We start from the raw sequence: 26,135 nt of genomic DNA on the forward strand, positions 1-26,135 counted from the left end.
TAGACGTACAGATGAACGAGGGGCGCGCCGCAGCCAGTGGCTACGGCGCATCCATCAGCGATAAGGTGCGTCGGCGGCGCGCGCAGCGGCGATGTCATTTTCATAACGATCACCCACGGCCAGCAACATCTCTTTCGTGTAATACAAATCCCCGCGTTTCTCGCCGTGGTATTCCAGGATTTGCGTCTCGACGATCGAATCGACCGGGCAGGACTCTTCGCAGAAACCGCAGAAGATGCACTTGGTCAAGTCAATATCGTAACGCGTGGTGCGGCGCGAGCCGTCGTCACGCTGTTCCGATTCGATCGTGATGGCCATCGCCGGGCAAACCGCTTCGCACAGTTTGCAGGCGATGCAACGTTCCTCGCCGTTCGGGTAGCGGCGCAGCGCGTGCAAGCCACGGAAACGCGGCGAGATCGGTGTCTTCTCTTCCGGGAATTGCACCGTGATCTTGCGCGAAAACATGTACTTGCCTGTCAGCGCCATGCCCTTGATCAGCTCGCCTAACAAGAGGCTGCTGAAGAAATCTTTTACCTTATCCATTCGTATGCACTCTCTTACTTCCAAATATTCCAGGATGTCTGCATCCAGGCAGCGACGAAGACCAGGTAGACCAGCGTCAACGGGATAAACACTTTCCAGCCGAGGCGCATGATCTGGTCATAACGGTAGCGTGGGAAAGTACCGCGTACCCAGATGAACACCGACACGATGAAGAAGGTCTTGGCGAACAGCCAGAAGAAGCCGCCGAAACCACCCCAGAACTCGAGGAAGGCAAATGGTGCGGACCAGCCACCGAGGAACATGATCGAAGTCAGCGCGCCGATCAGGATCATGTTGGCGTATTCGGCCAGCATGAACATGGCGTAGGCCATGCCCGAGTACTCGACCATGTGGCCGGCAACGATTTCCGACTCGCCTTCGACGACGTCGAACGGGTGACGGTTGGCTTCTGCCAGGCCCGACACCATGTAGATGACGAACATCGGCAGCAGCGGCAGCCAGTTCCACGACAGGAAGTTCACGCCCTTGTCGGCAAAGTAGCCGATTTGCTGGCCGCCGACGATGTCGATGAAGTTCAGGCTGCCCGAGACCATCAGCACGATGACCATCACGAAGCCCATCGGGATTTCATACGAAATCATCTGTGCCGAAGCGCGCATGGCGCCCATGAACGAGTACTTCGAGTTCGAGGCCCAGCCGGCGATGATGATGCCGTAGACTTCCATCGAGGTAATCGCCAGCAGCAGCAGCAAGCCCGCGTTGACGTTGGCCAGCACGGCTTCCGGACCGAACGGCACGACCGACCAGGCGGCCAGGGCCGGCATGATGGTCATGATCGGGCCGATGACGAACAGGCCCTTGGCGGCCTTGGCCGGGATGATGATCTCTTTGAACAAGAGCTTCAGCGCATCGGCGATCGGTTGCAGCAAGCCCAATGGACCCACGCGGTTCGGGCCGACGCGGATCTGGATCCAGCCGATCAGCTTGCGCTCCCACAGGGTGGCGTAAGCAACCAGGCCCATCAGCGGCAACAGCACGCACAGGATCTTGATCAGGGTCCAGAAGAACGGCCAGGTAGCGCCCAGCAAATCCTGGCCGGTACTGTTGATGACGTTTACAAATTCAGGCAGAGCCATCAGATTTTCCCCTCTGCTGTTTCAACTGTGATGTCACCGAACATGCCGCCCAGGCCAGCCGTCGAGGCATGCGCCGCCGACACTTTGACCACATTGGCTGGCAGGCCGGCGTGAATAGCCGCCACCAGGATGGCGCTGCCGGAGCCTTGCGCCACTTTGACCTTGTCGCCCGCCTTGATGCCCAGCTTGCCAGCCAGTTCGGCGGACAAATGGGCTTGCGGCGCGGCGCCATCGACCGTGCGTTGCAACGGTTCGGAGCGGCGTACCAGCGCGTCGGCGAAGTAGATCGGCACGTCGGCGATGCGTTGCAGCGCAGGCGATGCCGGTGCGTACGAAGCCGCTTCCGGTGCGTTCTTGGCGATGTTGTTCAGCTGTGCCGACAGATCGGTCACGCCGGCGCCAAACGCTTCGTCGCGGATCGCTTCGGATGTGTCGTAGTCGAAACCGGCCAGGCCCAGGATGTTGCCCAGGACGCGCAGCACTTTCCAGGCTGGACGGGTTTCCGCCAGCGGTTTCACGGTGCCGTTGAAGCTTTGCGCGCGGCCTTCGCAGTTGACGAAGGTGCCCGAGGTTTCAGCGAACGGGGCGATCGGCAGCAAGACATCGGCGTACTCCATGCCGTGCTTGAAGGCGGACATGGCCACGACCATGTCGGCGCCATCCAGGGCGGCGCGGGCCGCTTGTGGATTGGCGGCATCGAGTTCCGGCTCGGCGTGCAGCAGCACGTAGGCTTTTTTCGGCACGGCAAAGGCAGCTTGCACATTCGCGCGCGGCTTGGCGACCAGGTGCGCGCCTACCGTGTTGGCCGCTTCCGTCAGGTAACCGAGCTTGGCGCCCGTCTGTTCGGAGATCCATTGCGCGGCAGCATGCAGTTGCGACGCTTGCGGGTGTTGCGTTGCCGCGTTACCCAGCAGCACGGCGCCATGGTCGCCAGCCATCAGGCTCGCGGCGATGGCCACTGCCACGTCCGAAGCGGTGACCGCTTCAAAACCGGCTGGCGCGGCGATTTCTTTGGCTTTGGCAACAGCGACGACCACTTCCGACAAGGCCGCCAGCCAATCGCTTGGCGCCACGATCATCTTGTTGGCGATGGTGATCAATTGATCATCGTCCGAGGCGTGCAGGATCGACAGCTTGGCGCCGCCCTTGACGGACGCGCGCAAACGCGTGGCCAGCAATGGGTGATCCTTGCGCAGGAACGAGCCGATGACGAAGGCGCGCTTGATCTGGCCAAATTCGTTGATCGGCATGCCCAGCCATGGCTTGACGCCGGCGTCCAGCGCGAAGTCGGTCTGGCGCAGGCGGAAGTCGACATTCTCGGAACCGAGACCGTTGGCCACTTTTTGCAGCAGGACCAGCTCTTCGACGGTCGAATGCGGCGTTGCCAGCGCGGCGATGGCGTCAGCGCCATGCTCGTGCTTGATGTTTTTCAAACCGTGCGCCACGTATTCCAGCGCGGTTTGCCAATCGACTTCTTTCCACTCGTTGCCTTGTTTCAGCATCGGGGAAGTCAGGCGTTCAGCGCTGTCCAGCGCTTCGTACGAGAAACGGTCCTTGTCCGAGATCCAGCACTCGTTGACGGCTTCGTTTTCCAGCGGCAATACGCGCTTGACCTTGCCAGCTTTCACTTGCACGATCAGGTTCGTACCGAGGCCGTCATGCGGGCTGACCGATTTGCGGCGCGACAGTTCCCACGTACGGGCGCTGTAGCGGAACGGCTTCGAGGTCAGTGCGCCAACCGGGCACAGGTCGATCATGTTGCCCGACAGTTCCGAGTCGACCGACTGGCCGACGAAGGACACGATTTCCGAGTGCTCGCCGCGGCCGATCATGCCCAGCTCCATCACGCCGGCCACTTCCTGGCCAAAGCGTACGCAGCGGGTGCACTGGATGCAGCGCGACATCTCTTGCATGGAGACCAGCGGACCGGCTTCCTTCGGCGTGACGACGCGCTTGTCTTCCTTGTAGCGCGACTCGCTCTTGCCGTAACCCACTGCCAAGTCTTGCAACTGGCATTCGCCGCCCTGATCGCAGATAGGGCAATCGAGCGGGTGGTTAATCAGCAAGAATTCCATGACCGACTTTTGCGCCTGCACAGCTTTATCGCTGGCGGAGCGCACGATCATGCCGGCACTGACCGGGGTCGCACAAGCGGGCAAAGGCTTGGGCGCCTTTTCCACTTCGACCAGGCACATGCGGCAGTTCGCTGCGATCGACAATTTCTTGTGATAGCAGAAGTGCGGAATGTAGGTTCCCAATTTGTTGGCGGCGTCCATCACCATGCTACCAGCAGGGACTTCGACTTTTTTGCCGTCTATTTCGATTTCAACCATGGTGATCGTTACCTGACGCAGCTTAGATATATGCGGGCACTAAGCAATGCTTGTGCTCGATATGATATTCAAATTCTTCACGGAAATTCTTAATGAAGGCCCGTACCGGCATGGCAGCCGCATCGCCCAGCGCGCAAATGGTGCGGCCCTGGATGTTGTCGGCGATCGAGTTGAGCATGTCCAGGTCGTCTGGACGACCCTGCCCCTGCTCGATGCGGTGCACCATGCGGTACATCCAGCCTGTGCCTTCACGGCAAGGCGTACACTGGCCGCACGATTCTTCAAAGTAGAAGTAGGACAGGCGTTCCAGCGCCTTTACCATGCAGCGTGTTTCGTCCATCACGATGACGGCGCCCGAACCCAGCATCGAACCGGCTTTCGCGATCGAGTCGTAGTCCAGGTCGGTCTGCATCATGATGTCGCCGCGGATCACCGGAGCGGACGAACCGCCAGGGATTACGGCCTTGATCTTTTTGCCACCACGCATGCCGCCTGCCAGTTCCAGCAGGGTCGCAAACGGGGTGCCGAGCGGCACTTCATAGTTGCCCGGTTTTTCCACGTCGCCCGAGATCGAGAAGATCTTCGAACCGCCGTTGTTCGGCTTGCCCATCGCCAGGTATTTCTCTGGACCGATATTCAGCACGAATGGCACGGCCGCGAAGGTTTCCGTGTTGTTGATCGTCGTCGGCTTGCCGTACAGGCCAAACGAGGCAGGGAAAGGCGGCTTGAAGCGCGGCTGGCCTTTCTTGCCTTCCAAGGACTCCAGCAGGGCCGTTTCTTCGCCGCAGATGTAGGCGCCATAACCATGGTGCGCATGCAACTGGAACGAGAACTCGCTGCCCATGATCTTGTCGCCCAGGAAGCCGGCGGCGCGCGCCTCTTCCAGCGCTTCTTCGAAACGCAGGTATTCCTGGAAGATTTCACCGTGGATATAGTTGTAGCCGACGGTGATGCCCATCGCATAAGCGCCAATGGCCATGCCTTCGATCAGCGCATGGGGATTGTAACGAATGATGTCGCGGTCCTTGAAAGTGCCCGGTTCGCCTTCATCTGTATTGCAGACGAGGTATTTCTGGCCCGGGAACTGGCGCGGCATGAAGCTCCACTTCAAGCCGGTAGGGAAACCCGCGCCGCCACGGCCGCGCAAGGACGACGCCTTGAGGTCGGCGATGATCTGTTCCGGCGTGATTTTCTCTTCCAGGATACGCCGCAGGGCCGAATAGCCGCCGCGGTTCACATAATCTTGCAAATGCCAGTTCTTGCCATCCAGATCCTTCAGGATCAATGGATCGATATGGCGGTTGTGGAGTGACGTCATTTCTTGAGTTCCTCCAGCATGGCGTCGATCTTCTCGTTCGACATCCAGCTGCACATGGTTTTATTACTGACCAGCAAGACAGGCGCATCGCCGCAAGCACCCATGCACTCGCCTTCAACCAGGGTGAACTGGCCGTCTGCGGTGGTTTCGCGGAAATCGATACCCAGTTTCTGCTTCAGGTACTCTGCAGCGCGCACGCCGCCCGACAGGGCGCATGGCAGGTTGGTGCACACGGTGATCTTGTGCTTGCCCACGGGTTTCACGTTGTACATATTGTAGAACGTGGCCACTTCCTGCACGGCAATCGCCGGCATGCCGATGTAGTCGGCCAGTTCCTTCATGGTTTCCGGCGCCAGCCAGCCCAGTTCATCCTGGGCATGGGCCAGCGCGGCCATGACGGCCGACTGACGCTGGTCGGCCGGGTACTTGGCCAGCTCGCGGTCAATTTTCTTATAGCATTGCTCTGATAACAACATACTTTTTGCCTCTTAGCGGTCAATACTGCCGAACACGATGTCTTGCGTCCCGATGATGGTCACGGCGTCGGCAAGCATGTGCCCACGCGCCATTTCGTCGAGCGACTGCAAGTGAGCGTAGTCTGGCGCGCGCAGTTTCATGCGGTACGGCTTGTTGGCGCCATCGGACACCAGGTATACGCCGAACTCGCCCTTCGGATGTTCCACGGCGCTGTAGGCTTCGCCTGGCGGCACGTGGAAACCTTCCGTAAACAGCTTGAAGTGGTGAATCAAGGATTCCATGTTGGTCTTCATGTCGACGCGGCCCGGAGGCGCCACCTTGCGGTTGCTGGTCATGACAGGACCTTCATTGTTGCGCAGCCACTCCACGCATTGCTTGATGATGCGGTTCGACTGGCGCAGCTCTTCCACGCGGACCAGGTAGCGGTCGTAGCAATCGCCGTTGGTACCGATAGGAATGTCGAAATCCATCAGGTCGTACACTTCGTACGGCTGTTTCTTGCGCAAGTCCCATTGCACGCCCGAGCCGCGCAGCATGGCGCCCGTAAAGCCCATGGCCAGCGCATCTTCCGGCGAGACCACGCCGATGCCGACGGTACGCTGTTTCCAGATACGGTTGTCGGTCAGCAGGGTTTCGTACTCGTCCACCGAGTTCGGGAAGCGGCGCGCGAAGTCTTCGATGAAGTCCAGCAGGGAACCCTGGCGGTTTTCGTTCAGCTTGCCGATCGCCTTGGCGTTGCGGATGATCGAGGCCTTGTGCTGCGGCATCGCGTCCGGCAGGTCGCGGTACACGCCGCCCGGACGGTAGTAGGCCGCGTGCATGCGCGCGCCCGAGACTGCCTCGTAGGCGTCGAACAGGTCTTCGCGGTCGCGGAAGCAATACAGGAACGGGCCCATGGCGCCAACGTCCAGCGCGTGGGTGCCGAGCCACATCAGGTGGTTCAGGATACGCGTCATCTCGTCGAACATGACGCGGATGTATTGCGCGCGCAGCGGCACTTCCAGGCCCAGCATCTTTTCGATGGCCATCACGTACGCGTGTTCATTGCACATCATCGACACATAGTCGAGACGGTCCATGTACGGCACGGATTGCAGATAGGTCTTCTGTTCGGCCAGCTTTTCGGTGGCGCGGTGCAGCAGGCCGATATGCGGGTCGGCGCGCTGGATGACTTCGCCATCCATCTCCAGCACCAGGCGCAGCACACCGTGCGCGGCCGGATGCTGTGGCCCAAAGTTCAGGGTGTAGTTCTTAATCTCAGCCATTATTTCATCCCGTAATGTTCTTCGCGGATCACGCGCGGCACGTTTTCCCGCGGCTCGATCGTCACGGGCTGGTAAATCACGCGCTTTTGTTCCGGATCGTAACGCATCTCGACATAGCCGGAGACGGGGAAATCCTTGCGGAACGGATGGCCGATGAAACCGTAGTCGGTCAGCAGGCGGCGCAAGTCGTTGTGGCCTTCGAAGAGGATACCCAGCAGGTCGAACGCTTCGCGCTCGTACCAGTTGACGGCGCGCCAGATGCCGACCACGGAGGGCAGCAGCGGCATGTCGTCGTCCGGCGCGAACACGCGCACGCGCACGCGCCAGTTGTGCTTGACCGACAGCAAGTGCGAGACGGCCGCGAAACGCAGGCCATCCCAGCTACCGTCGCCATAGGTCGAGTAGTCGACGCCGCACAGGTCGAGCAGCTGCTCGAAATGCAGGGCCGGATCGTCGCGCAAGGTCTGCATCACGGCCAGGTAGTCCTCGGCCTTGACGACCAGGGTGACTTCGCCCAGCGCAACCGTCGTGCTAACGCGATCGCCCAGGGCAGTGCCGAGGGCGTTTTGCAATACTTCTAAATGTGTTGTCATAATCTGAAGCGGCCCGGTTAGCGTGCGATCGTGCTGGTACGCTTGATCTTGTTCTGCAACTGCATGATGCCGTACAGCAAGGCTTCAGCGGTCGGAGGACAGCCAGGCACATACACGTCGACGGGCACGATGCGGTCGCAACCGCGCACCACGGAATAGGAGTAATGGTAGTACCCGCCGCCATTGGCGCAGGAACCCATCGAGATGACCCAGCGTGGCTCTGCCATCTGGTCGTAGACCTTGCGCAGGGCCGGCGCCATCTTGTTGCACAGGGTGCCGGCAACGATCATGACGTCGGACTGACGCGGCGACGGACGAAACACGACGCCGAAACGGTCCATATCGTAGCGGGCTGCGCCCACATGCATCATTTCGACCGCACAGCAGGCCAGACCGAACGTCATCGGGAACATAGACCCGGTGCGCGCCCAGTTGATCAGCTTGTCGGCCGAGGTGGTGATGAAACCTTCGCTTAATACGCCTTCAATAGCCATGGCTTATTCCCAGTCAAGGGCACCTTTCTTCCAAATGTACCAAAATCCGACGACGAATTCAGCGATGAACACCATCATCGTGACGAAACCGGCCCAGCCCAGGTCGCGCATTGCAACGCCCCATGGGAAAAAGAATGCCGTTTCCAGATCGAACAAAATAAACAGGATTGCGACCAGATAGTAGCGCACATCAAATTTCATGCGCGCGTCTTCGAATGCTTCAAAGCCACATTCGTACGGGGAGAGTTTTGCTGCGTCAGGCTTGTTAGGACCTAACAGGCGCCCCAGGAGCTGGGGAGCGATACCGACACCAAGGCCGATAATAATGAACAGCAGGACGGGGAAGTAATTTTCGAGGTTCACGATTGATGAGCTTATATTGAACGATCGGTTAAATGAGGACGCTGCGATCATTTGCAGCGTATCTAACGCACGACCCCAATCAAAGCTAAGACCAGGATCGAACGACACATCCTCGTAAAAAAAGCCAGCAACTTTGTACGAGCCATGGCTCGTGCGCCGTTGCTGGCTTCTGATTTCTGGTGCCGACGACGAGACTCGAACTCGTACAGCTTTCGCCACTACCCCCTCAAGATAGCGTGTCTACCAATTTCACCACGTCGGCGGTAAGGCCCGTATTCTACTCTGCTTTGCCGCTAAAGTTAATGCACAAATGCATCAAAACACAGATAAAAACGATAAATTTTTACATCTTCCAGCGCGCCACGATTTTTTCCTGCCGCGCTGCTGAAACATTGAGCAATAATCTGCCCGTAATGAGAATTACTCTCGATGAGGTATCGAGTTACTACTCAGTAAATACTAAATTACTTCGGAATCGCGCCTGCCGGGGTGCTGGCAACCGGTGCCGCCGCCGCTGGAGCGCTGGCAGCCGGAGCTGCAGCAGGCACCGTCGTCGGGATCGCGCCCGCGCCGGTGACCGGCACTGGCTTGACGACTTTATCCATCACGCCGCCGCCGACCGTCGTGGCGCGCTGATTGGCCATCAGCGACAGGGCCAGGGTGGCGCCGAAGAAGATCGCGGCGGCGACGCCCGTCGATTTCGACATGAAGTTCGACGAACCCGTCGCACCGAACAGGCTGCCCGAGGCGCCCGAACCGAAGGCGGCGCCCATGTCGGCGCCCTTACCGTGCTGCAACAACACCAGCGCGATAATCGACAATGCCGAAATAACCTGTACTACCACTACCAGATTGAACATCATGTTCATTGCAATTCCATTCTTAGTTTAAATTAATTCAATCAGCGGCGTGAATAATTGCCAGGAAATCCGCCGCCTTCAATGCTGCCCCACCGATCAGACCGCCATCGATATCCGGCATCGCCATCAATTCTTTTGCGTTCTCCGGCTTCATGCTGCCGCCGTACAGGATCTGCACGCCGGCCGCTGCTACCGCATTCTTTGCCGCCAGCTGGCCGCGCAACACCTGATGCACGTCCTGCGCCATTTGCGGCGTGGCCGTCTTGCCCGTGCCGATGGCCCAGACCGGCTCATAGGCCAGCACCAGTTTCGCCACGTCGTCGGCGGAAATCGCCGCCAGCACGGCGCCCAGCTGCTGCGCCACGACCGTATCGGTCTGGCCCGCTTCGCGCTGCGCCAGGGTTTCGCCGATGCAGACGATAGGCGTGATGCCCGCCGCCAGCGCCGCAACCGTCTTGGCCGCCACCTGCGCATCGCTCTCGCCATGGTAGGCGCGGCGCTCGGAATGCCCGATCACCACATAGCCGCATCCGAAATCCTGCAGCATGGCGGTCGAGATTTCTCCCGTGTAGGCGCCGCTGGCATGCGCGGACACATCCTGCGCACCCCAGCCGAGAGCCGTGCCTGCCAATTGCGCCTGGCACTGCGCCAGATACGGCGCAGGCACACAGACGGCGCTGGCGGCGCCAGAGGCAGCCAGGCCAGCAACTATTTCAGACAATAACACCGCGTTCGAGGTGCGACTGCCGTTCATTTTCCAATTTCCGACGACGAGTTTGCGACGCATAGTAGCCTAAATTCTAATAACCCGTCATTCTAACTCCGGCACCGATGCCGGTCAAACAGGCAGTGCCCCGTTTCAAGCAACTTGCAACATGATCTTGCCCACGTGCGTGCTCGCTTCCATCAAGGCATGCGCCTCGTTGGCTTTTTCCAACGGGAAAGTTTTATAGATCACGGGCTTGATCTTGCCCGCCTCGATCAGCGGCCAGACGGTCGTGCGCAGGTGATTCGCGATGGCCGCCTTGAAGGCGACGGAACGGGGACGCAAAGTGGAACCCGTCACCGTCAGGCGACGGCGCAGCAAGGCGCCCAGGTCCAGTTCCGCCCTGGTGCCGCCCTGCACGGCGATCAGGCCGATACGGCCATCGTCGGCCAGGCAATCGATTTCGCGCGGCAGGTAGTCGCCGCCGACCATATCGAGGATGACGTCGACGCCCTTGCCACCAGTCAGCTCCTTGACGACGGCGGCGAAATCTTCCGTCCGGTAGTTAATGCCCCGTTCGGCGCCCAGCGCTTCGCAGGCGCGCGCCTTCTCGTCGCTGCCGGCCGTGGCGAACACGCGGTGGCCCAGCGCGGCCGCCAATTGAATGGCCGTCACGCCAATGCCTGATGTACCGCCCTGCACCAATAACGTTTCACCCTCAAGCAACGCGCAGCGGTCGAAGACATTACTCCAGACGGTAAAGAAGTTCTCGGGCAGGGACGCGCCTTCCAGCGCAGTCAATCCCTTCGGCAAGGGCAGGCACTGGCCGGTGGGTGCGGCGCAGTATTCGGCATAGCCGCCGCCCTGCACCAGCGCGCAGACGAGGTCGCCCTTCTTGAATGCGGTATTGCTGAAATCGCCATCGACGACTTCACCGGCCACTTCCAGGCCAGGCAAATCGGACGCACCGGCTGGCGGCGCATACTTGCCCAGGCGTTGCAGCACGTCGGGACGGTTGATGCCGGCCGCGTGCACCTTGATCAGCAGTTCGCCCGCTTTGAAGGCGGGAACGGGACACTCGACGATCTGCAAAACGTCGGCGGGGCCTGGCTGGCTGATGGCAACTGCACGCATGGCGGGACTCTTTCAAGGGAAAACGGCGATTGTACGCCAAGCCGTTCACCCTTGCAGGCAAGCCCCCTTCCCTATGCGCCGCCCGTCTTCGACTGGCGCGGCAGCGGCGTACCCGGCTTCCATTTCGCCGACAGGGCCTGTCCTTCCTCGACTTGCTCATGCGTCATCTTGCGCACCACGGCGGCGCGCTGGTCGGCCGCATTCGCGTTGCCGTTCGCCGCCGCCAGGTTCCACAGCATGTAGGCGATGACGTTGTCCTGCTGCACGCCGCCCATGTGGTAGCGGTACATCAGGCCCAGTACCTGTTGCGCCTCGGCGTGGTTCTGCTCGGCCGCCTTGCGGAACCAGCTGACGGCCTGCTTGTGGTCCTGCAGCACGGCGTTGCCCGTGTAATACATGGCGCCCACCACATACTGGGCGTCGGCCTTGCCCTGGTCGGCCGCCTTGCGGTGCCAGAACATGGCTTGCTTGTAATCCTGCGGCAAGCCGCGGCCCATGTAATACATCAAGCCCAGCAAATGCTGGGCATCGGCGTTGCCGGTCTTGGCCAGTGGCAGGATTTCCTTGTAGGCCAGCGCGTAATTCTTGTTGTTGTAGGCACTGGCGCCTTCGACGAAGCCAGCCCGCGCGGGCAGCTGTATCGCCAACAGCATGAGTAATGTAATGATCAGTTTTTTCATCGGAATGGGATGTGGTCTGACTACTTATTCTTGTTCTGCCAATAAAGCCTGCGGCAGGATGCGTTTACTTCCAGCTGACTTTGCCCAGGCCCTCGACGCTGACATCGCGGTTGGCCGGCTTGCCGTACACCACCACCGAGCCGAGTCCGCTCAGGTTCAGCTTGGCATTCGTATGGGCATTCACCGTGGCATTGCCCAGGCCGCTCAATTCCAGATTGACGGCATCGACTTCAAACTGCTGCGCATTCAGGCTGCCCAGGCCGCCCAGGCTCGCTTTCAGGATACGTCCGCGTCCACCCAGCATCACGGAACCCGCGCCCTGCAGGTCCAGCTCCGCGCGCTCATTGTTGCCTATCCATATCTGCATGCTGCCCACGCCGCCCAGGCTGGCATTGAGCTTGCGGTAGTCGCCCACCAGCTTGATGCTGCCCGCCCCTTCCAGCGACAAGGTCAGCTCCTCGCCTTTGAAACCCGTGATATCGGTGCTGCCAAAGCCTTCCGAGCTCAGCTCGCGCAGGTTCGGCAGGACCAGGTCGGCGCGGATCGACGAGGGGCCGATCTTGAAGCCGCGCACCTCCGTTTCGATGTGCAGGGTATCGCCGCTTTGCGCCGTGCTGACATCGGCGATGTAGCGCTTGTCGGCCGTGATGCTCAGCGAAGCCACGTTGCCCTGGCGAATGCGCACTTCCATCACGCCATCGAGCTTGACGCGCACGATGCGGGCGTCGACGTTGCGCATTTCCAGCAAGCGGGTCTCGGCGGCCACGCCGCGCACCAGGCCCAATGTCGCCAGGAACAGCAGCGCCAATTGCAGAATCTTTTTCATGTAGTGCATCCTCGGTATCTTGTTTTTATGTGTCGCGGCGCCCGCGTGGGGCGCCTGCATTGCTCGCGCAGCACCACTGTAGCAGCGCCGAAAATGGCTGACAATCAATTATGCAAAACGGGCTTTTTCGGCAGCGCTCAGGCGCTTGGCCTTGACGACCACCACTTGCATGGCAGCCTTGTTCGCTGGCGCGGCCAGGGTGGCCGTGGAACTGGCCACTTGCAGGGCCGGAGCGGCCGGGGCGATGGCGTAGCAGCTGGCGCCAAGCACGATGGCGGCGGCAACGGCAATGACTTCCATGTTTTTAGCGACGTTCATGTTGTTCTCCTCGGGTGTCTGGCAGTGGGCTTGCGGTATGGTGTCACTATAGCCATACCGCCCCCGGCAGACACGCCGATTGCGACGAACTGCATTTTTGGCAGGCTGGCCTGACAAAAACGCGGATGAACGTGCAGATCGCTAAGCGTCTTCTTAAAACTCTTCCCACTCGTCGGCGCCGGACTTGGCCGCCTTGACCGGTTTGACTGGCGACGGCGCGCGGACCGGCGCACGCGGCGCAAGGGCACGAACGGCTGGCTTCGCCTTGAGGCGCGTCACGGGCGCGGACGCCGCGACAGGGCCCGCATCGCCCAGGCGGAACATGCCGACGGCTTGCGCCAGGTCCACGGCCTGCTCCTGCAGGCTTTCCGCGGCGGCAGCCGCTTGCTCGACGAGGGCCGCGTTTTGCTGCGTCATGGTATCCATGTGCGTGACGGCCGTATTGATCTCGCCGATGCCGGCGCTCTGTTCGCGGCTGGCCACCGTGATCTCGCTCATGATGGTTGTCAATTGCTGCACCGAGGCCACCACCTGGTCCATGGTCTGGCCCGCCTCATCGACGAGGCGGCCGCCCGCATCGACCTTCTCCACCGAATCGCCGATCAATTCCTTGATTTCCTTTGCCGCGCCGGCGGAGCGTTGCGCCAGGTTGCGCACTTCGGACGCCACCACGGCAAACCCCCTGCCCTGCTCGCCCGCGCGCGCCGCCTCGACGGCCGCGTTCAGCGCCAGGATGTTCGTCTGGAAGGCAATACCGTCGATCACGCCGATGATGTCGACGATCTTGCGCGAGCTTTCCTGGATGCCGGCCATGGTGCCCACCACCTGCTGCACCACGCGGCCACCCTTGGCCGCCACTTCCGAGGCGGACACGGCCAACTCGTTGGCTGCATGCGCGTTTTCCGCATTCTGCTTGACGGTCGACGTCAGCTCATCCATCGAACTGGCCGTCTCTTCCAGCGCGCCCGCCTGCGCTTCCGTGCGCGAGGACAGGTCGGCATTGCCGGCGGCAATATCGGCCGACTCGCTGCGCACCAGGGTGCTGATGCTGCGGATCTGCACCAGCACGGTGGCGATCTTTTCGACGAACAAGTTGAATGCCTTGGCGATCTGCGCCAGCTCGTCCGCGCCTTCCGCATCGAGGCGGCTGGTCAGGTCGCCGTCGCCCGTGGCGATCGCTTCCATCGCATCGCGCACCAGACCCAGGCGGCGCAAGGCGCGCGCCACCAGTACGCTCAATACCGTGGCGGCCAGGGCCAGCACCAGCAAGGCCGTCAGGGCCGACGCGCGCAGCATGGAGCTCAGTGCCTGCGTCGCTTCTGCACGGTCGAGCACGGTAGCCAGCAGCCAGTCGCTTCCCGGCACTTTACTTACATGCAAGATACCGTTCCGGTCACCGAGGCGAATGGCGGCGCCATCGCCGCTCTTTTCAATATCGGCCAGCGCCTGCGCGCTCAGGCCCGGATCCAGTTCGGCCAGCGGTTTCAGAGTCAGTTTGCTATCCGGATGGGCGATGATCTTGCCGCCGCCATCGACGAGGAAGGCATAGCTGGACGCCGTCGGCTTGATCGAGGCGACGTTTTGCACTACCGCATCCATCATCACGTCGGCCGCCATCACGCCCGTCACGCTGCCCTTGCCGCCCAGCGGCTCGGCAAACGTCACCACCAGCTTGCCCGTGCTGGCGCCGATGTATGGCGCCGTGATGATGGGGCCGCCTACTTCGGACGCCAGCTTGTACCAGGGGCGTGCCGTAGGATCGTAGTCGGCGGCGCGCTTGCGCTCCTGCGAAAACACGGCGTGCTTGTCGGCAAAGCCGATATATGCCATGTCGAAGGTGCCCGCCTGTTCGGCTGCCTTCAGGGCCGGCAGCGGATCGGCCGCCGTGGCGCCCTGCTTGAGCGAGCCCACGACGGCTTGCTTGGAACGCAGCCATTCGGCGATGGCTTGCGCGTGGCTGTGCGACAACTGCAGCATCTGCGTGTCGAGCGCGGCCAGGGTGCTGGAACGCGTCGTGAAGAAATTGGCAATGGCGACGGCCAGCATGGCCAGCACGACGATGGAAACGGCGATGGCGATCAGCCGCGCCTTAAGGGAGGACAACATGGTGCATCCAATAAAAAAGAGGAAATCGGGAGGGATGCACCATGGTCGGGGAATAAGATTTTGTCGTCAAGCAATACCGACAGTCAATTACCCATAAACAACAATTGATACCATATATAAATCATATCTCGCCGCGCAGCTTGCGCAGGGCCGGCGAGTCGCCACCCGTCGCCTCGATGCGGAAACGGGCAAATGCCTGCTCCAGCTCGGCATAGCGGCGCAGACTGCCTTCATTAAAGTAGCGCCCGCCCGGGATATCGCCCCACGGCAGCGGTGCGCTCAAGCCTCCGCTGCCTGCCAGAGCCAGCAGCGGCTCGAGCGCGCTGCGCAGGTCGGCCACTTCCGTATCGGCGCCCGCCAGGCGGGCCAGCAACTGTTCCAGTTCGGTAGTACAGGCTTGCAGGCGCGACTGATCCATGTTCACTCCTAATTCTTGATGGTGCCCACCAGCACGGGCGCCGACCACAGCTTGCGATTGGGCAACAGGTATTGCAAGGCGCCACCCTTGCGCCGCACCAGGCCGCCCAGCTCTTCGGTCGGCGCCACCGAGCTGACAAACACCGTCACGGTCCCGTTAGGCGTGACCTCATACACATCATACAGCGGCGCTTCGCTCCTGAGCGGCAAGCCGAAGCAGTCTGCCAGCGAGTCACACTCGTCGCTGCCTTGCAACTGCCCGATAGTGGTGAAGTATGGCGAATAGCGCAAGACGCTCTGTCCGTGCGGCACTACCTTGTAGAGCGGAATATCGATCAGCCAGACGGTCGGCAACTTATTGCCGGACGCCAGCTGCTCAACGGCCCGCGCATAAATCGTCTCCGCCGGCGCGCCCGGATCGGCCGCGCGCAGCTGGGCCAGGAATTGCTGCCCGTCCTCACCCTCCAGCCAGCCGTCGATCACCGGGCGCTGCAGGCCGATGGTCTTGAAGGTGCTGAGGTCATTGATTTCGCGCGCATGCACGGCGCGCAAGGCGTCGAGGTCTTGCGCCGGCATGGCTGCGGATGCAGCGGCGATGGGGATGGGCAGCGGCACCGGCGTCGGTGCGTCGTCAGCCTGTGCCCAGGTGCAGGGCGAAACGGCAAGCAGAAAGGCGGCGGCCAGCCCGCGGAATGTGCGCATGCTGCATCTCCTTGGAAGACTCGTTCAGGGGAAGATTCCCTTTCCGAATCTACAAGGAGCGGCAGCGGCCGATACGCGCTGTATCAAGGCCGATGCACACGTCGACACACACTTTCGATGCAGCGCAAACGCGGCGCAAAAAAAAACCGCCAGGGCTTGCGCGCTGGCGGTTTTGATCATGCGGCCGAGGCCGCATTCAGGCGAACCTGAAGGAAATTAAGCGGCTGGCGCTTCGTTGCCTTCAGCAGCTTTCATCGACAGTTTCAGACGGCCGCGGTCGTCCGTTTCCAGAACTTTTACACGCACCAGCTGGCCTTCTTTCAGGTAGTCGGCCACGGCGTTGACGCGCTCGTTGGCGATCTGCGAGATGTGCAGCAAGCCGTCCTTGCCTGGCATGACTTGGACGATGGCGCCGAAGTCCAGCAGTTTCAGCACGGTGCCTTCGTAGGTCTTGCCCACTTCGACGGAAGCGGTCAGTTCTTCGATGCGGCGCTTGGCTTCCTGGCCGGCAGCAGCGTCGACGGAAGCGATGGTGACCACGCCTTCGTCGCTGATGTCGATCTGGGTGCCCGTCTCTTCGGTCAGCGCACGGATCACGGCGCCGCCCTTGCCGATCACGTCACGGATTTTTTCCGGGTTGATCTTGATGGTGATCAGACGCGGTGCGAAATCGGACAGTTCGGTTTTGACGTGCGGCATGGCTTTTTGCATTTCGCCCAGGATGTGCTCGCGGCCTTCCTTGGCTTGCGCCAGTGCCACTTGCATGATTTCCTTGGTGATGCCCATGATCTTGATGTCCATCTGCAGCGCCGTGATACCGTTGCGGGTACCGGCTACCTTGAAGTCCATGTCGCCCAGGTGATCTTCGTCGCCCAGGATGTCGGACAGCACGGCAAACTTGCCGCCTTCCTTGATCAGGCCCATGGCGATACCGGCCACGTGTTCTTTCATCGGCACGCCGGCGTCCATCAGTGCCAGGCAGCCGCCGCAGACGGAAGCCATCGACGAGGAACCGTTCGATTCCGTGATTTCCGATACCAGACGCACCGAGTAGCTGAACTCTTCAGCTGCTGGCAGGGCGGCGATCAGCGCGCGCTTGGCCAGGCGGCCGTGGCCGATTTCGCGGCGTTTCGGCGTACCGACACGGCCCGTTTCGCCGGTGGCGAACGGAGGCATGTTGTAATGCAGCATGAACGAATCGGTGAACTCGCCCATCAGCGCATCGATCTTCTGGCTGTCGCGGGCGGTGCCCAAAGTTGCCACGACCAGCGCTTGCGTTTCGCCGCGCGTGAACAGGGCCGAACCGTGGGTGCGTGGCAGCACGCTGGTGCGGATCGAGATCGGACGCACGGTGCGCGTGTCGCGGCCGTCGATGCGTGGCTCGCCGTCCAGGATTTGCGTACGCACGATTTTCGCTTCGATGTCGAACAGGATGTTGTTCACTTCAGCGCTGTCGATAGCCGCGCCGCCGTTGGCAGCCACTTCAGCCGACAGGTCGGCGATCACTTCCGACGTCGCTGCTTTCAGCTTGGCCGTACGTTCCTGCTTGTCCTTGGTTTGATACGCGTCATTGATCTTGGCGTTGGCGAAATGCGCGACGCGGGCGATCAGTGCTTCGTTTTTCGGCGCAGGCGCCCATTCGACTTCCGGCTTGCCGCCGTCACGCACCAGGTCGTGAATCGCGTCGATGACGACTTTCATCTGGTCGTGGCCGAAGACCACGGCGCCCAGCATGATTTCTTCGGACAGCTGTTTCGCTTCCGATTCGACCATCAGCACAGCCGTTTCGGTACCGGCGACAACCAGGTCCATTTCCGACGTTTTCAGTTGCTGGACGGTCGGGTTCAGGATGTACTGGCCATTGGCGTAACCGACGCGCGCGGCGCCGATAGGACCGTTGAAAGGCACGCCCGATACGCACAGGGCAGCCGATGCGCCGATCATGGCGGCGATGTCCGGATCGATTTCAGGGTTGACCGACAACACGTGAATGATGACTTGCACTTCATTCAGGTAGCCTTCCGGGAACAGCGGACGGATAGGACGGTCGATCAGACGGGAGGTCAGTGTTTCTTTTTCGGAAGGACGGCCTTCGCGCTTGAAAAAACCGCCCGGGATTTTACCGGCAGCATAGGTTTTCTCGACATAATCAACCGTCAAAGGGAAGAAATCCTGGCCTGGCTTGGCATCTTTGCGTGCCACTACCGTTGCCAGAACGACGGTATCTTCGATCGACACCAGCACTGCGCCGGATGCCTGACGTGCGATTTCGCCGGTTTCCAGGGTCACTTGATGTTGACCGTACTGGAAGGTTTTCGTAACTTTGTTAAACATGGGGTATCCCTTTTCTAATTGCCGACAGATTTTCAGGGGCTGTCGTTCACCTCACCACAGGCGGCGAAAACTTCGTTGCCGCCTTTACTACTTTACTTTTAAAACATGATATCGGTAGAGAATACTGTACTTCTCGACATAAATCCGGAATTCAAATGACAAAATGCCCGCGTCAGCGAACTGGCGCAGGCATTTCTGTATAAACCTTGTACGGCAAAAATTACTTGCGCAGACCAAGTTTAGCGATCAGGTCGCGATAACGGGTAGCGTCTTTAGCCTTCAGGTAGGACAACAGGCTCTTACGACGGTTGACCATCATGATCAGGCCGCGGCGGGAGTGGTGATCTTTCGAGTGGGCTTTGAAGTGGCCGTTCAGTTCGTTGATGCGAGCTGTCAGCAGTGCAACTTGCACTTCAGGGGAGCCGGTGTCGTTTTGACCACGTGCGTTGTCCGCGATGATAGCGGCTTTGTTGATGTTTTCTACTGTCATGATAAACCTTTCACATGCGGTGCACAGAGTCTGAACCCTATCCACCGTGAACTACGATTATTAAAATACTGGCCTATGCTTCCAACCAGACGCGCAAGTATATCGGAAAAATGCCCGCCTGTATCCTGCCGTGCGCGCTTTTCTCGGTGCATGATAGGGTTTTCCTGCATTTCAGGAGGTCAAACATGAAAAAACTGCTCAAATCAGCAACACCGCTGCTGTTTGCCGCGCTGGCCGGCTGCGCCAGCTGGAACGTCCCGCCGCCCCAGCCGGGCGAGCCGCGCGCCGCCGTGGAAGCGCGCCTGGGCCGGCCCACGAATATCTACCAGCTACCCACGGGTCCCGAACTCGAATACGCGACGGGACCGTACGGCCAGTACACGTATATGGCCCGCTTCGGCCCCGACGACAGGTTAATTTCCTACGAGCAAGTGCTCGACACGCCAGGCTTTGCCCGCATCAAGGTGGGCGTGTCGACTCAGCAAGACGTGCTGCACACCCTGGGCCGCCCGACGGAAACCTCATACCTGTCGCTGCCGAAACTGCACGTCTGGTCCTACCGCTACAAGGAATCGGGCGTGTGGGATTCCATGATGCACGTGCACTTCGACCACGACGGCATCGTGCGCATGATGATGAACGGGCCAGATCCGGCCAAGGAAGAGCGGCGCTTCTTCTGGTGACGAGCATCTTGCACTAAGACTAGCACCTACCCCAAATGCAAATTCTGGGGTCAGACCCGGCGGGTCTGACCCCGACTTACGGCTGCGGGTCGATGCGCTCATCCTTGGCGTGCAGTTTATTGAGTGCCGACAGATACGCCTTGGCCGACGCGACGATGATGTCCGGATCAGCACCCACGCCGTTGACGATGCGTCCGTCGCGCGACAAGCGCATGGTAACCTCACCCTGCGACTGCGTGCCCGTGCTGATGGCATTGACGGAGAACAGGACCAGCTCGGCGCCGCTGGCGGCCGCGCTTTCGATGGCGTTGACGGTGGCGTCGACGGGGCCGTCGCCCTGCCCTTCGCAGCTGCGCTGTTGGCCGCCGACGAGAAACTCCACGCGCGCATGGGGCACGGCGCCCGTCGTCGACTGCTGCGTCAGCGCAACAAAATGGTAGTGCTCACTCTCCTGCGCCTGCTGCTCCTCGCTGACGAGGGCCATGATGTCTTCGTCGAAAATCTCGGATTTCCGGTCGGCCAGTTCCTTGAAGCGCAGGAAGGCCGCGTTGACTTCCGCTTCCGATTCCAGAGAAATACCCAGCTCCTGCAGCCGCTGCTTGAAGGCATTGCGCCCCGACAGTTTGCCGAGCACGATCTTGTTGGCCGTCCAGCCCACGTCTTCGGCGCGCATGATTTCATACGTCTCGCGCGCTTTCAAGATGCCGTCCTGGTGGATGCCGGACGCGTGCGCAAAAGCGTTCGCGCCCACGACGGCCTTATTCGGCTGCACGGCAAAGCCCGTGATCTGCGACACCATTTTGGACGCCGCCACGATCTGCGTCGTATCGATGCCCACCGTCAGGTTGTAATAGGCGGCGCGCGTGCGCAGCGCCATCACCACTTCTTCCAGCGCCGTATTGCCGGCCCGCTCGCCAAGGCCATTGACCGTGCACTCGATCTGCCGCGCGCCGCCTATCATGACGCCCGCCAGCGAATTGGCCACAGCCAGGCCCAGGTCGTTATGGCAATGGACGGACCAGATGGCCTTGTCGGAGTTCGGTATGCGTTCGCGCAAGCGCTTGATGGTCGCGCCGAAGATTTCGGGCACGGCGTAGCCGACCGTGTCGGGAAAATTGATGGTGGTGGCGCCCTCGGCGATCACGCCCTCAAGCACACGGCAAAGGAAATCCTCATCGGAGCGGCTGCCGTCTTCGGGGCTGAATTCGATGTCGTCCGTGAACTGGCGCGCAAAGCGCACGGCATTTTGCGCCTGCGTAAGCACTTGCTCTGGCGTCATGCGCAGCTTCATCTGCATGTGCAGGGGCGACGTGGCGATAAAGGTATGAATGCGCTTGCGCTCGGCAGGCGCCAGCGCCTCGGCAGCGCGGGCGATGTCGCGGTCGTTGGCGCGCGACAGCGAGCAGATGGTGGACTCGCGCACGGCGCCGGCAATCGCCCGGATCGACTCGAAGTCGCCCTGCGAGGCGGCGGCAAAGCCCGCCTCGATCACGTCGACCTTCATGCGTTCGAGCTGCTTGGCGATGCGCAGCTTTTCCTCGCGCGTCATGGAGGCGCCCGGCGATTGCTCGCCGTCGCGCAGGGTGGTGTCAAAAATGATGAGTCGGTTGCTGGTGGTCATGGCTGCTCCTGGCTGGCTGAAGACTGGCGACGCTACCGACTCGCCGCATTAATGCTCGGGGTCGGTCTGGATGATGCTGACGGGCTTGCCCTTCGCCATGCGCCAGAAAAACACGGCGTAGCCGGACAGGCCATACACGACGAAAATCGGGAACAGCACCTTCGGCGGATCGATGGAAATGAGCGCGAAGAACAATGCCAGCAGGAATACCACGATAAAAGGCACGGACTTGCGGAAATTCACATCCTTGAAGCTGTAGAACGGCACGTTGGTGACCATGGTCAGGCCGGAAAACAGGGCGATCGTCCACGATACCCAGGCCAGCTGGTTGCCGGCAAATTCCAGGTCGTTCATCAGCAGGATGAAGCCGGCCACCATGGCGGCCGCCGCCGGGCTGGGCAAGCCCTGGAAGAAGCGCTTGTCGACCACGGCGATATTCGTGTTGAAGCGGGCCAGGCGCAAGGCGGCGCCGGCGCAATACACGAAGGCGGCCAGCCAGCCCAGCTTGCCCATGCCGCGCAGCGACCATTCGTAGATCACCAGCGCCGGCGCGGCGCCAAACGACACCATGTCGGACAGGCTGTCGTACTGGGCGCCGAATTCGCTCTGCGTATTTGTCAGGCGGGCGATGCGGCCGTCGAGGCCGTCGAGGATCATGGCGATGAAGATGGCCCAGGCCGCGTGTTCGAATTTCTGGTTCATGGCCATGACGATGGCGTAGAAGCCGCAAAACAGGGCTGCCGTCGTAAAGGCATTCGGCAACAGATAGATGCCGCGGCGGCGCAAGGTTTTCTTGCCAGTGCCATCGTTCACCGGCTGGCGCGCGAATTTGCTGAAGCGGGACGCTTTGGATACTGCGGGTGTGCCGTTCTTGCCTCTACGACGGGGGAAGTTTGCCATGTTGTTCCATATCTTGTGTACTGCGGGGGAATCGGTGCCAGATGGCAGGCGCATGACTGTCACGGCATGCGCCTGCCGGTGTTGTCATTATAGAGGAGCCACCGCCAAAGAAAAGCGCGGCGGCGTCAAGCTGGCAATATTGATCCCTGTTCAAGCCTTATTTGAACTTGACCTTGGCCACCAGGCCCATGTTCAAGGTCGTTTCGCCCGGCTCGAAGCTCGGTTCGGCCACCTGGTTGCCGCCATAGCCCATGGCATCGGCACTCATGGCGCGCGCGCCGGCCACGTTGGCGCGCTGCGCGTAGTTGCCCGAACCTTCGAAATCGATGGTATCGATCACGGCGTCACTGACATTGCGGCCCATGGCGCCAGCGATGGCGGCCACGCGCTCGTTGAGGTTCTTGTAGGCGGCGACGATGCGCTGGTCGTCGAGCTTGCGGATGGTGGCGGGCGCCAAGCCGAAGTTCAGGCGGTTCAGGGTCAGCACGCCTTGCGCAGCCGACACGGTTTTCGGCAAGGCGGCCAGATTCGTCGTCGTTACCTGCAGATACTGGCCCACTCGCCAGCCGGTCGGCACTCTGGGTTTGGCGGCGACACCAGGCGGCAATGGCGCCGTTTCAGGATACACGGCATACGTGTAATAGCCCTGGGTTTTCAGCACGGCTTGCGGATCGGCTTTCTTGACGATGGCCGCGCCCTGGTTCATCTTCTGGTTCACGCGCGAGGCGGCGGCGGCCTTGTCCTTGTCCTGCTCTTCGACGGCCAGGGTGACGGTCACCTGGTCGTTCGCATGCACCACTTCGCCGTTGGCGGGCACCACGACGAGGGTGCCGGAGGTGGGCAAGGTCTGGGCTTGTACGCCCAAGGCAACGGTAGCGGCGGCGGCAGCCAGCAGTGATTTCATGACAGTCATGGGTTCTCCTGGAAAATATGGGGGCAAAAACGACCATGGGGCCAACAGCCCCATGATTTTTAAAACAGTCTAACGCGGAAATATTTCCACGTTGATCAGCTTACTTCAGCTTACTTGAACTTGACCTTGCCGACGACACGCATGTCGAGCGTCGTTTCGCCCGGCTCGAAGCTCGGTTCGGCGACGGCACTGTCTTCGCTCATCTTGGCGCTGCGCATCATCATCGGTGCGGCGGCAGAGCGGTTTTCCGTGACGTAATTGCCCGAACCTTCGAAGTCCACCGTATCGAGCACGGCGTCGGAAACGTTGCGGCCCATGGCCTTGGCGATGGCGGCCACGCGCTCATTCAGGTTTTTATAGGTGGCGGCGATGCGCTGGTCGTCCAGCAAACGGATGGTTTCCGGCTTCAGACCGAAATTCAAGCCATTCAGGGTCAGCACGCCTTGCGCCGCCGACACGGTTTTGGGCAGGGACGCCAGGTTGGCCGTCGTCACTTCCAGGTACTGGCCCACGCGCCAGGCCGTTGGCAGGCGCGGCTTGGCAACGGCGCCAGCCGGCAATGGGCGCTCTTCCGGATACACAGGATAGGTGTAGTAGCCATACGATTTCAATGCCGCCGACGGATCAGCCTGCTTGACGATGGCGATGCCCTTGTTCATCTTCTGGTTGACACGCGACGCGGCCGCGGCTTTGTCCTTGTCCTGTTCTTCGACGGCCAGGGTAGCGACCACTTGGTCATTGACATGCTTGACTTCGCCAAACGCGGGAACGACCACCAGGGTGCCGGAAGTCGGCAGGGATTGCGCTTGTGCGCTCAGGGCAACGGTGGCTGCGGCGGCAACAAGGACGGATTTCATCACGGTCATGGGGGTACTCCTAGGTAGTTAATGTGGCTGACAGCCAGCGAAGGGAGCAGTTTTGCCGCCCCTTTCGCTTGAGAAACTTGTCAAACTGTGTAGATTCTAACGCCTCATTCATTCCCGTGGCGCAAATTAACAAATCGTCACAAAATGCGCTTGCCAGTCACATCTGCTCACATTTCAATACACTGCCATTGAAAAAAACAATGTTATTAATGACTTATCAGTGGCCGACCACCGCGCCGCCGCTGCGCCGGCCCGGCTTGAAACTGTGACGGCGCGCGCGCCAGGCAATGGTCAATGCCACCATCAGCAAGGCCAGCATGGCCCACGGGAACGATGCCGCACCATAGCCGTCGAGCAGCAAGCCGCCCGCCAGGCCGCCGCCCGCGATGGCCACGTTCCAGATGGTCGCCACCATGGCCTGCGCCACATCCATGCCGTCGCCGGCCGCGTCCGCCGATGCCGTCTGCAGCAAGGTGCCGGCGCCGCCAAAGGTGATGCCCCAGATGGCCATGCTGACATAGATGACGATGGGGGAGTCCATCGCCAGGCCCAGCGCGACCATCACGAGGGCAAAGGCGGCGATGCAGCCCAGCACGAGCGGGCGCAGCCAGCGGTCGATCAGCCGGCTGACCAGCCAGATGCCGGCCAGCGAACCTACGCCATACACGAGCAGCACCAGGTCGACACGCGGGCGCAAGCCGGACGGCGCCAGGAACGGCGCGATGTAGGTATACAGAATGTTATGCGCCAGCATCCAGGCGACGATCACCGCCAGAATCGGCCGCACGCCCGGCGTCATGAATACCTGGCGGATCGACAGGCGCTCGCCATTCTTTTGCCCAGGATAATCGGGCACGGCCAGCAGCACCCACGCGACCAGCACCACAGCCAGGCCCGACATGATGCCGAAGATGCTGCGCCAGCCCAGCACGCCGCCCATCAGGGTGCCCAGCGGCACGCCCAGGGACAGGGCCAGCGGCGTGCCGATCATGGCAATGGCCATCGCCCTGCCCTGCTGTTCGACGGACACCATGCGGCGCGCGTAGCCGGCCATCAAGCCCCAGGCCAGCCCGGCGGCCATGCCGGTGACGAAGCGCGAGACCAGGGCGACCATATAGTTGGGCGACAGCGCCGTCGCCGTATTGAAGATCAAAAAGCCGATGATGGCCAGCAGCAAGACATTGCGCCGGCGCCAGCCGCTCGTCAGCGCTGTCAGGGGAATGGCCGTCAGGATGGAACCGATGGCGTAGACGGTGACCAGCTGGCCCGTCATGACTTCGGAAATACCGAGGTCGCGGGCAATCTGCGGCAGCAAGCCGGCGGGCAAGGTTTCCGACAGGAGGGCGAGAAACGCCGTCATGGCCAGGGCCAGCAAGGCCAAGACGGGAAGACGTTCGGAAACGGAAGATTCGGCAGTGCCCGGCATGGGTACTGTTGCGGTAGTGCGGTCGGTCATAGGGGTCCTTCAGGTTGCCAAGCGGCTGATCAATTGGCGCCTGGCGTGCTACAAAAGCGGTGATGCGCGTTGCGGTCGGCAGATACCGAAACAGATGCAGCCCACAGGGAACTGCAAAGGAAGGGCGGAATTATATAGGAATATAAAAAGACAGGAGGCGGGCGAAAAACGTGCGCGCCAAAACAACCGCGCTCAAGCTGGCGTCATGCAGGCATCATTGGCCGCCTTGCGTGGCGAAAACCAGGCATTCGATTTCGGACTGTACAGGAAGGCGCAGATGACGGCGAACGTCAGCGCGCCAGGCAGGACATTCATCTTGAGCGGCACGGTCGCCAGGCTGAGCGCAATGTCGATCACGCCCCACACCAGATACACAGTGCGCGCGCCACGCTGCCTTTGCAGCATGGCCAGCGCGGCCACCAGAGTAATGCCCAGGCTGGCGAGCAAGATCGCGTATTGCACCTCGGCGGGAATCGCGCTGTGCGCCATCCACGCCTGCATGGCGGGATCGTTGCGGCCGAGGTAAGCCGACACGAGCGATGACAGAGAACCGATGACCAGAAACCAGCAACTGATGGCAAGCGAGACGGGGCGCTTGACCACATGAAGATTCCCGACAAAAACTTTAGAAAAAACAAGC

The 26,135-nt window shown here is 61.0% G+C and carries 27 protein-coding genes and 1 tRNA gene; 1 reads left to right on the forward strand and 27 read right to left on the reverse strand.

All coding sequences use genetic code 11. The features are described from left to right. Positions 1-54: 54 nt before the first annotated feature. From nuoI to rpsO, 21 genes are all read right to left on the reverse strand, one after another. Positions 55-543 carry an NADH-quinone oxidoreductase subunit NuoI gene (gene nuoI / locus KO538_RS02495; RefSeq protein ID WP_010399726.1) on the reverse strand — a complete coding sequence of 163 codons (489 nt, stop codon included), beginning with the start codon at positions 541-543 and terminating at the stop codon, positions 55-57. A gap of 14 nt (positions 544-557) precedes the next feature. After that, positions 558-1,640 (reverse strand): NADH-quinone oxidoreductase subunit NuoH, encoded by a 1,083-nt coding sequence (gene nuoH, locus KO538_RS02500; RefSeq protein ID WP_219307130.1) that lies wholly within the window; start codon positions 1,638-1,640, stop codon positions 558-560. After that, positions 1,640-3,973 (reverse strand): NADH-quinone oxidoreductase subunit NuoG, encoded by a 2,334-nt coding sequence (nuoG, locus tag KO538_RS02505; protein ID WP_219327397.1) that lies wholly within the window; start codon positions 3,971-3,973, stop codon positions 1,640-1,642. The genes nuoH and nuoG overlap by 1 nt, the downstream gene beginning before the upstream one ends. Before the next feature lie 22 nt (positions 3,974-3,995). Then, positions 3,996-5,291 carry an NADH-quinone oxidoreductase subunit NuoF gene (gene nuoF, locus KO538_RS02510; RefSeq protein ID WP_010399729.1) on the reverse strand — a complete coding sequence of 432 codons (1,296 nt, stop codon included), beginning with the start codon at positions 5,289-5,291 and terminating at the stop codon, positions 3,996-3,998. Beyond that, entirely contained in the window at positions 5,288-5,767 is a 480-nt protein-coding gene (gene nuoE, locus KO538_RS02515) for an NADH-quinone oxidoreductase subunit NuoE (protein ID WP_035820520.1), read from the reverse strand. Before nuoE ends, nuoF begins: the two co-directional genes overlap by 4 nt. Positions 5,768-5,779: 12 nt before the next feature. Further along, positions 5,780-7,033, reverse strand: a complete 1,254-nt coding sequence (locus tag KO538_RS02520) for an NADH-quinone oxidoreductase subunit D (RefSeq protein ID WP_034749992.1) — start codon at positions 7,031-7,033, stop codon at positions 5,780-5,782. Beyond that, positions 7,033-7,626, reverse strand: coding sequence for an NADH-quinone oxidoreductase subunit C (locus KO538_RS02525; protein WP_072452729.1), 594 nt, complete (start codon positions 7,624-7,626; stop codon positions 7,033-7,035). The genes KO538_RS02520 and KO538_RS02525 overlap by 1 nt, the downstream gene beginning before the upstream one ends. 17 nt (positions 7,627-7,643) lie before the next feature. Then, positions 7,644-8,120, reverse strand: coding sequence for an NADH-quinone oxidoreductase subunit B family protein (locus tag KO538_RS02530; protein ID WP_010399733.1), 477 nt, complete (start codon positions 8,118-8,120; stop codon positions 7,644-7,646). Between the two features lie 3 nt (positions 8,121-8,123). After that, a complete protein-coding gene (locus KO538_RS02535) occupies positions 8,124-8,483 on the reverse strand; it encodes an NADH-quinone oxidoreductase subunit A (RefSeq protein WP_010399734.1) in 360 nt (119 codons plus the stop codon). A gap of 177 nt (positions 8,484-8,660) precedes the next feature. Further along, positions 8,661-8,745 (reverse strand) — tRNA-Leu (locus KO538_RS02540). 202 nt (positions 8,746-8,947) lie between these two features. Beyond that, positions 8,948-9,352 carry a preprotein translocase subunit SecG gene (secG, locus tag KO538_RS02545; protein WP_034749996.1) on the reverse strand — a complete coding sequence of 135 codons (405 nt, stop codon included), beginning with the start codon at positions 9,350-9,352 and terminating at the stop codon, positions 8,948-8,950. 28 nt (positions 9,353-9,380) lie between these two features. Further along, on the reverse strand, positions 9,381-10,130 hold the full coding sequence (tpiA, locus tag KO538_RS02550) for a triose-phosphate isomerase (protein WP_072452727.1): 750 nt from the start codon (positions 10,128-10,130) through the stop codon (positions 9,381-9,383). Positions 10,131-10,202: 72 nt separating this feature from the next. Further along, the gene (locus tag KO538_RS02555) at positions 10,203-11,183 is read right to left on the reverse strand and encodes an NAD(P)H-quinone oxidoreductase (protein WP_219327398.1); all 981 of its coding nucleotides are present in this window, start codon (positions 11,181-11,183) and stop codon (positions 10,203-10,205) included. A 71-nt stretch (positions 11,184-11,254) separates the two neighbouring features. Beyond that, on the reverse strand, positions 11,255-11,863 hold the full coding sequence (locus KO538_RS02560; RefSeq protein WP_034750002.1) for a tetratricopeptide repeat protein: 609 nt from the start codon (positions 11,861-11,863) through the stop codon (positions 11,255-11,257). Between the two features lie 64 nt (positions 11,864-11,927). Then, positions 11,928-12,689, reverse strand: a complete 762-nt coding sequence (locus tag KO538_RS02565; RefSeq protein ID WP_219327399.1) for a GIN domain-containing protein — start codon at positions 12,687-12,689, stop codon at positions 11,928-11,930. A 108-nt stretch (positions 12,690-12,797) separates the two neighbouring features. After that, positions 12,798-13,007 (reverse strand): hypothetical protein, encoded by a 210-nt coding sequence (locus tag KO538_RS02570; RefSeq protein WP_034750006.1) that lies wholly within the window; start codon positions 13,005-13,007, stop codon positions 12,798-12,800. Between the two features lie 153 nt (positions 13,008-13,160). Then, complete coding sequence (locus KO538_RS02575; RefSeq protein ID WP_219327400.1) at positions 13,161-15,113, reverse strand: methyl-accepting chemotaxis protein; 1,953 nt, start codon at positions 15,111-15,113, stop codon at positions 13,161-13,163. Between the two features lie 121 nt (positions 15,114-15,234). Further along, complete coding sequence (locus tag KO538_RS02580) at positions 15,235-15,531, reverse strand: hypothetical protein (protein WP_219327401.1); 297 nt, start codon at positions 15,529-15,531, stop codon at positions 15,235-15,237. 8 nt (positions 15,532-15,539) lie between these two features. Next, the gene (locus KO538_RS02585; RefSeq protein ID WP_070302204.1) at positions 15,540-16,232 is read right to left on the reverse strand and encodes a hypothetical protein; all 693 of its coding nucleotides are present in this window, start codon (positions 16,230-16,232) and stop codon (positions 15,540-15,542) included. A gap of 216 nt (positions 16,233-16,448) precedes the next feature. Further along, positions 16,449-18,566, reverse strand: a complete 2,118-nt coding sequence (pnp, locus tag KO538_RS02590; RefSeq protein ID WP_034750019.1) for a polyribonucleotide nucleotidyltransferase — start codon at positions 18,564-18,566, stop codon at positions 16,449-16,451. A 220-nt stretch (positions 18,567-18,786) separates the two neighbouring features. Beyond that, positions 18,787-19,056 carry a 30S ribosomal protein S15 gene (rpsO, locus tag KO538_RS02595; RefSeq protein ID WP_010399743.1) on the reverse strand — a complete coding sequence of 90 codons (270 nt, stop codon included), beginning with the start codon at positions 19,054-19,056 and terminating at the stop codon, positions 18,787-18,789. 185 nt (positions 19,057-19,241) lie between these two features. Between rpsO and bamE the strand changes: the two genes are divergently transcribed. Then, positions 19,242-19,739, forward strand: coding sequence for an outer membrane protein assembly factor BamE (gene bamE, locus KO538_RS02600; protein WP_034750022.1), 498 nt, complete (start codon positions 19,242-19,244; stop codon positions 19,737-19,739). Positions 19,740-19,815: 76 nt separating this feature from the next. Here bamE and KO538_RS02605 read toward each other — a convergent pair whose 3' ends face one another. From KO538_RS02605 to KO538_RS02630, 6 genes are all read right to left on the reverse strand, one after another. Next, the gene (locus KO538_RS02605) at positions 19,816-21,360 is read right to left on the reverse strand and encodes a 2-isopropylmalate synthase (RefSeq protein WP_219327402.1); all 1,545 of its coding nucleotides are present in this window, start codon (positions 21,358-21,360) and stop codon (positions 19,816-19,818) included. A 48-nt stretch (positions 21,361-21,408) separates the two neighbouring features. Beyond that, positions 21,409-22,260, reverse strand: a complete 852-nt coding sequence (gene pssA / locus KO538_RS02610) for a CDP-diacylglycerol--serine O-phosphatidyltransferase (protein WP_070302207.1) — start codon at positions 22,258-22,260, stop codon at positions 21,409-21,411. A 157-nt stretch (positions 22,261-22,417) separates the two neighbouring features. Further along, positions 22,418-23,173, reverse strand: a complete 756-nt coding sequence (locus tag KO538_RS02615) for an SIMPL domain-containing protein (RefSeq protein WP_219327403.1) — start codon at positions 23,171-23,173, stop codon at positions 22,418-22,420. Between the two features lie 110 nt (positions 23,174-23,283). Further along, a complete protein-coding gene (locus tag KO538_RS02620) occupies positions 23,284-24,039 on the reverse strand; it encodes an SIMPL domain-containing protein (protein WP_034750034.1) in 756 nt (251 codons plus the stop codon). Positions 24,040-24,256: 217 nt separating this feature from the next. Beyond that, on the reverse strand, positions 24,257-25,495 hold the full coding sequence (locus tag KO538_RS02625; protein WP_083292603.1) for an MFS transporter: 1,239 nt from the start codon (positions 25,493-25,495) through the stop codon (positions 24,257-24,259). Between the two features lie 192 nt (positions 25,496-25,687). Further along, a complete protein-coding gene (locus KO538_RS02630) occupies positions 25,688-26,098 on the reverse strand; it encodes a hypothetical protein (protein ID WP_219327404.1) in 411 nt (136 codons plus the stop codon). Positions 26,099-26,135 lie beyond the last annotated feature (37 nt).

The organism is Janthinobacterium sp. NKUCC08_JDC (assembly GCF_019345575.1).
Taxonomy (GTDB): domain Bacteria; phylum Pseudomonadota; class Gammaproteobacteria; order Burkholderiales; family Burkholderiaceae_D; genus Janthinobacterium; species Janthinobacterium aestuarii.

What these genes read in the sequence shown, in the direction of transcription:
- KO538_RS02620 (WP_034750034.1), bottom strand. Translation starts at nt 24,039, where the DNA reads ATGACCGTGATGAAATCCGTCCTTGTTGCCGCCGCAGCCACCGTTGCC.
- KO538_RS02575 (WP_219327400.1), bottom strand. Translation starts at nt 15,113, where the DNA reads ATGTTGTCCTCCCTTAAGGCGCGGCTGATCGCCATCGCCGTTTCCATC.
- KO538_RS02570 (WP_034750006.1), bottom strand. Translation starts at nt 13,007, where the DNA reads ATGAACGTCGCTAAAAACATGGAAGTCATTGCCGTTGCCGCCGCCATC.
- nuoE (WP_035820520.1), bottom strand. Translation starts at nt 5,767, where the DNA reads ATGTTGTTATCAGAGCAATGCTATAAGAAAATTGACCGCGAGCTGGCC.
- nuoF (WP_010399729.1), bottom strand. Translation starts at nt 5,291, where the DNA reads ATGACGTCACTCCACAACCGCCATATCGATCCATTGATCCTGAAGGAT.
- KO538_RS02585 (WP_070302204.1), bottom strand. Translation starts at nt 16,232, where the DNA reads ATGCGCACATTCCGCGGGCTGGCCGCCGCCTTTCTGCTTGCCGTTTCG.
- secG (WP_034749996.1), bottom strand. Translation starts at nt 9,352, where the DNA reads ATGAACATGATGTTCAATCTGGTAGTGGTAGTACAGGTTATTTCGGCA.
- nuoI (WP_010399726.1), bottom strand. Translation starts at nt 543, where the DNA reads ATGGATAAGGTAAAAGATTTCTTCAGCAGCCTCTTGTTAGGCGAGCTG.
- KO538_RS02625 (WP_083292603.1), bottom strand. Translation starts at nt 25,495, where the DNA reads ATGACCGACCGCACTACCGCAACAGTACCCATGCCGGGCACTGCCGAA.
- tpiA (WP_072452727.1), bottom strand. Translation starts at nt 10,130, where the DNA reads ATGCGTCGCAAACTCGTCGTCGGAAATTGGAAAATGAACGGCAGTCGC.
- KO538_RS02560 (WP_034750002.1), bottom strand. Translation starts at nt 11,863, where the DNA reads ATGAAAAAACTGATCATTACATTACTCATGCTGTTGGCGATACAGCTG.
- KO538_RS02605 (WP_219327402.1), bottom strand. Translation starts at nt 21,360, where the DNA reads ATGACCACCAGCAACCGACTCATCATTTTTGACACCACCCTGCGCGAC.
- bamE (WP_034750022.1), top strand. Translation starts at nt 19,242, where the DNA reads ATGAAAAAACTGCTCAAATCAGCAACACCGCTGCTGTTTGCCGCGCTG.
- KO538_RS02565 (WP_219327399.1), bottom strand. Translation starts at nt 12,689, where the DNA reads ATGAAAAAGATTCTGCAATTGGCGCTGCTGTTCCTGGCGACATTGGGC.
- KO538_RS02555 (WP_219327398.1), bottom strand. Translation starts at nt 11,183, where the DNA reads ATGCGTGCAGTTGCCATCAGCCAGCCAGGCCCCGCCGACGTTTTGCAG.
- rpsO (WP_010399743.1), bottom strand. Translation starts at nt 19,056, where the DNA reads ATGACAGTAGAAAACATCAACAAAGCCGCTATCATCGCGGACAACGCA.
- KO538_RS02580 (WP_219327401.1), bottom strand. Translation starts at nt 15,531, where the DNA reads ATGGATCAGTCGCGCCTGCAAGCCTGTACTACCGAACTGGAACAGTTG.
- KO538_RS02615 (WP_219327403.1), bottom strand. Translation starts at nt 23,173, where the DNA reads ATGACTGTCATGAAATCACTGCTGGCTGCCGCCGCCGCTACCGTTGCC.
- pssA (WP_070302207.1), bottom strand. Translation starts at nt 22,260, where the DNA reads ATGGCAAACTTCCCCCGTCGTAGAGGCAAGAACGGCACACCCGCAGTA.
- KO538_RS02520 (WP_034749992.1), bottom strand. Translation starts at nt 7,033, where the DNA reads ATGGCTGAGATTAAGAACTACACCCTGAACTTTGGGCCACAGCATCCG.
- KO538_RS02530 (WP_010399733.1), bottom strand. Translation starts at nt 8,120, where the DNA reads ATGGCTATTGAAGGCGTATTAAGCGAAGGTTTCATCACCACCTCGGCC.
- nuoG (WP_219327397.1), bottom strand. Translation starts at nt 3,973, where the DNA reads ATGGTTGAAATCGAAATAGACGGCAAAAAAGTCGAAGTCCCTGCTGGT.
- KO538_RS02525 (WP_072452729.1), bottom strand. Translation starts at nt 7,626, where the DNA reads ATGACAACACATTTAGAAGTATTGCAAAACGCCCTCGGCACTGCCCTG.
- nuoH (WP_219307130.1), bottom strand. Translation starts at nt 1,640, where the DNA reads ATGGCTCTGCCTGAATTTGTAAACGTCATCAACAGTACCGGCCAGGAT.
- pnp (WP_034750019.1), bottom strand. Translation starts at nt 18,566, where the DNA reads ATGTTTAACAAAGTTACGAAAACCTTCCAGTACGGTCAACATCAAGTG.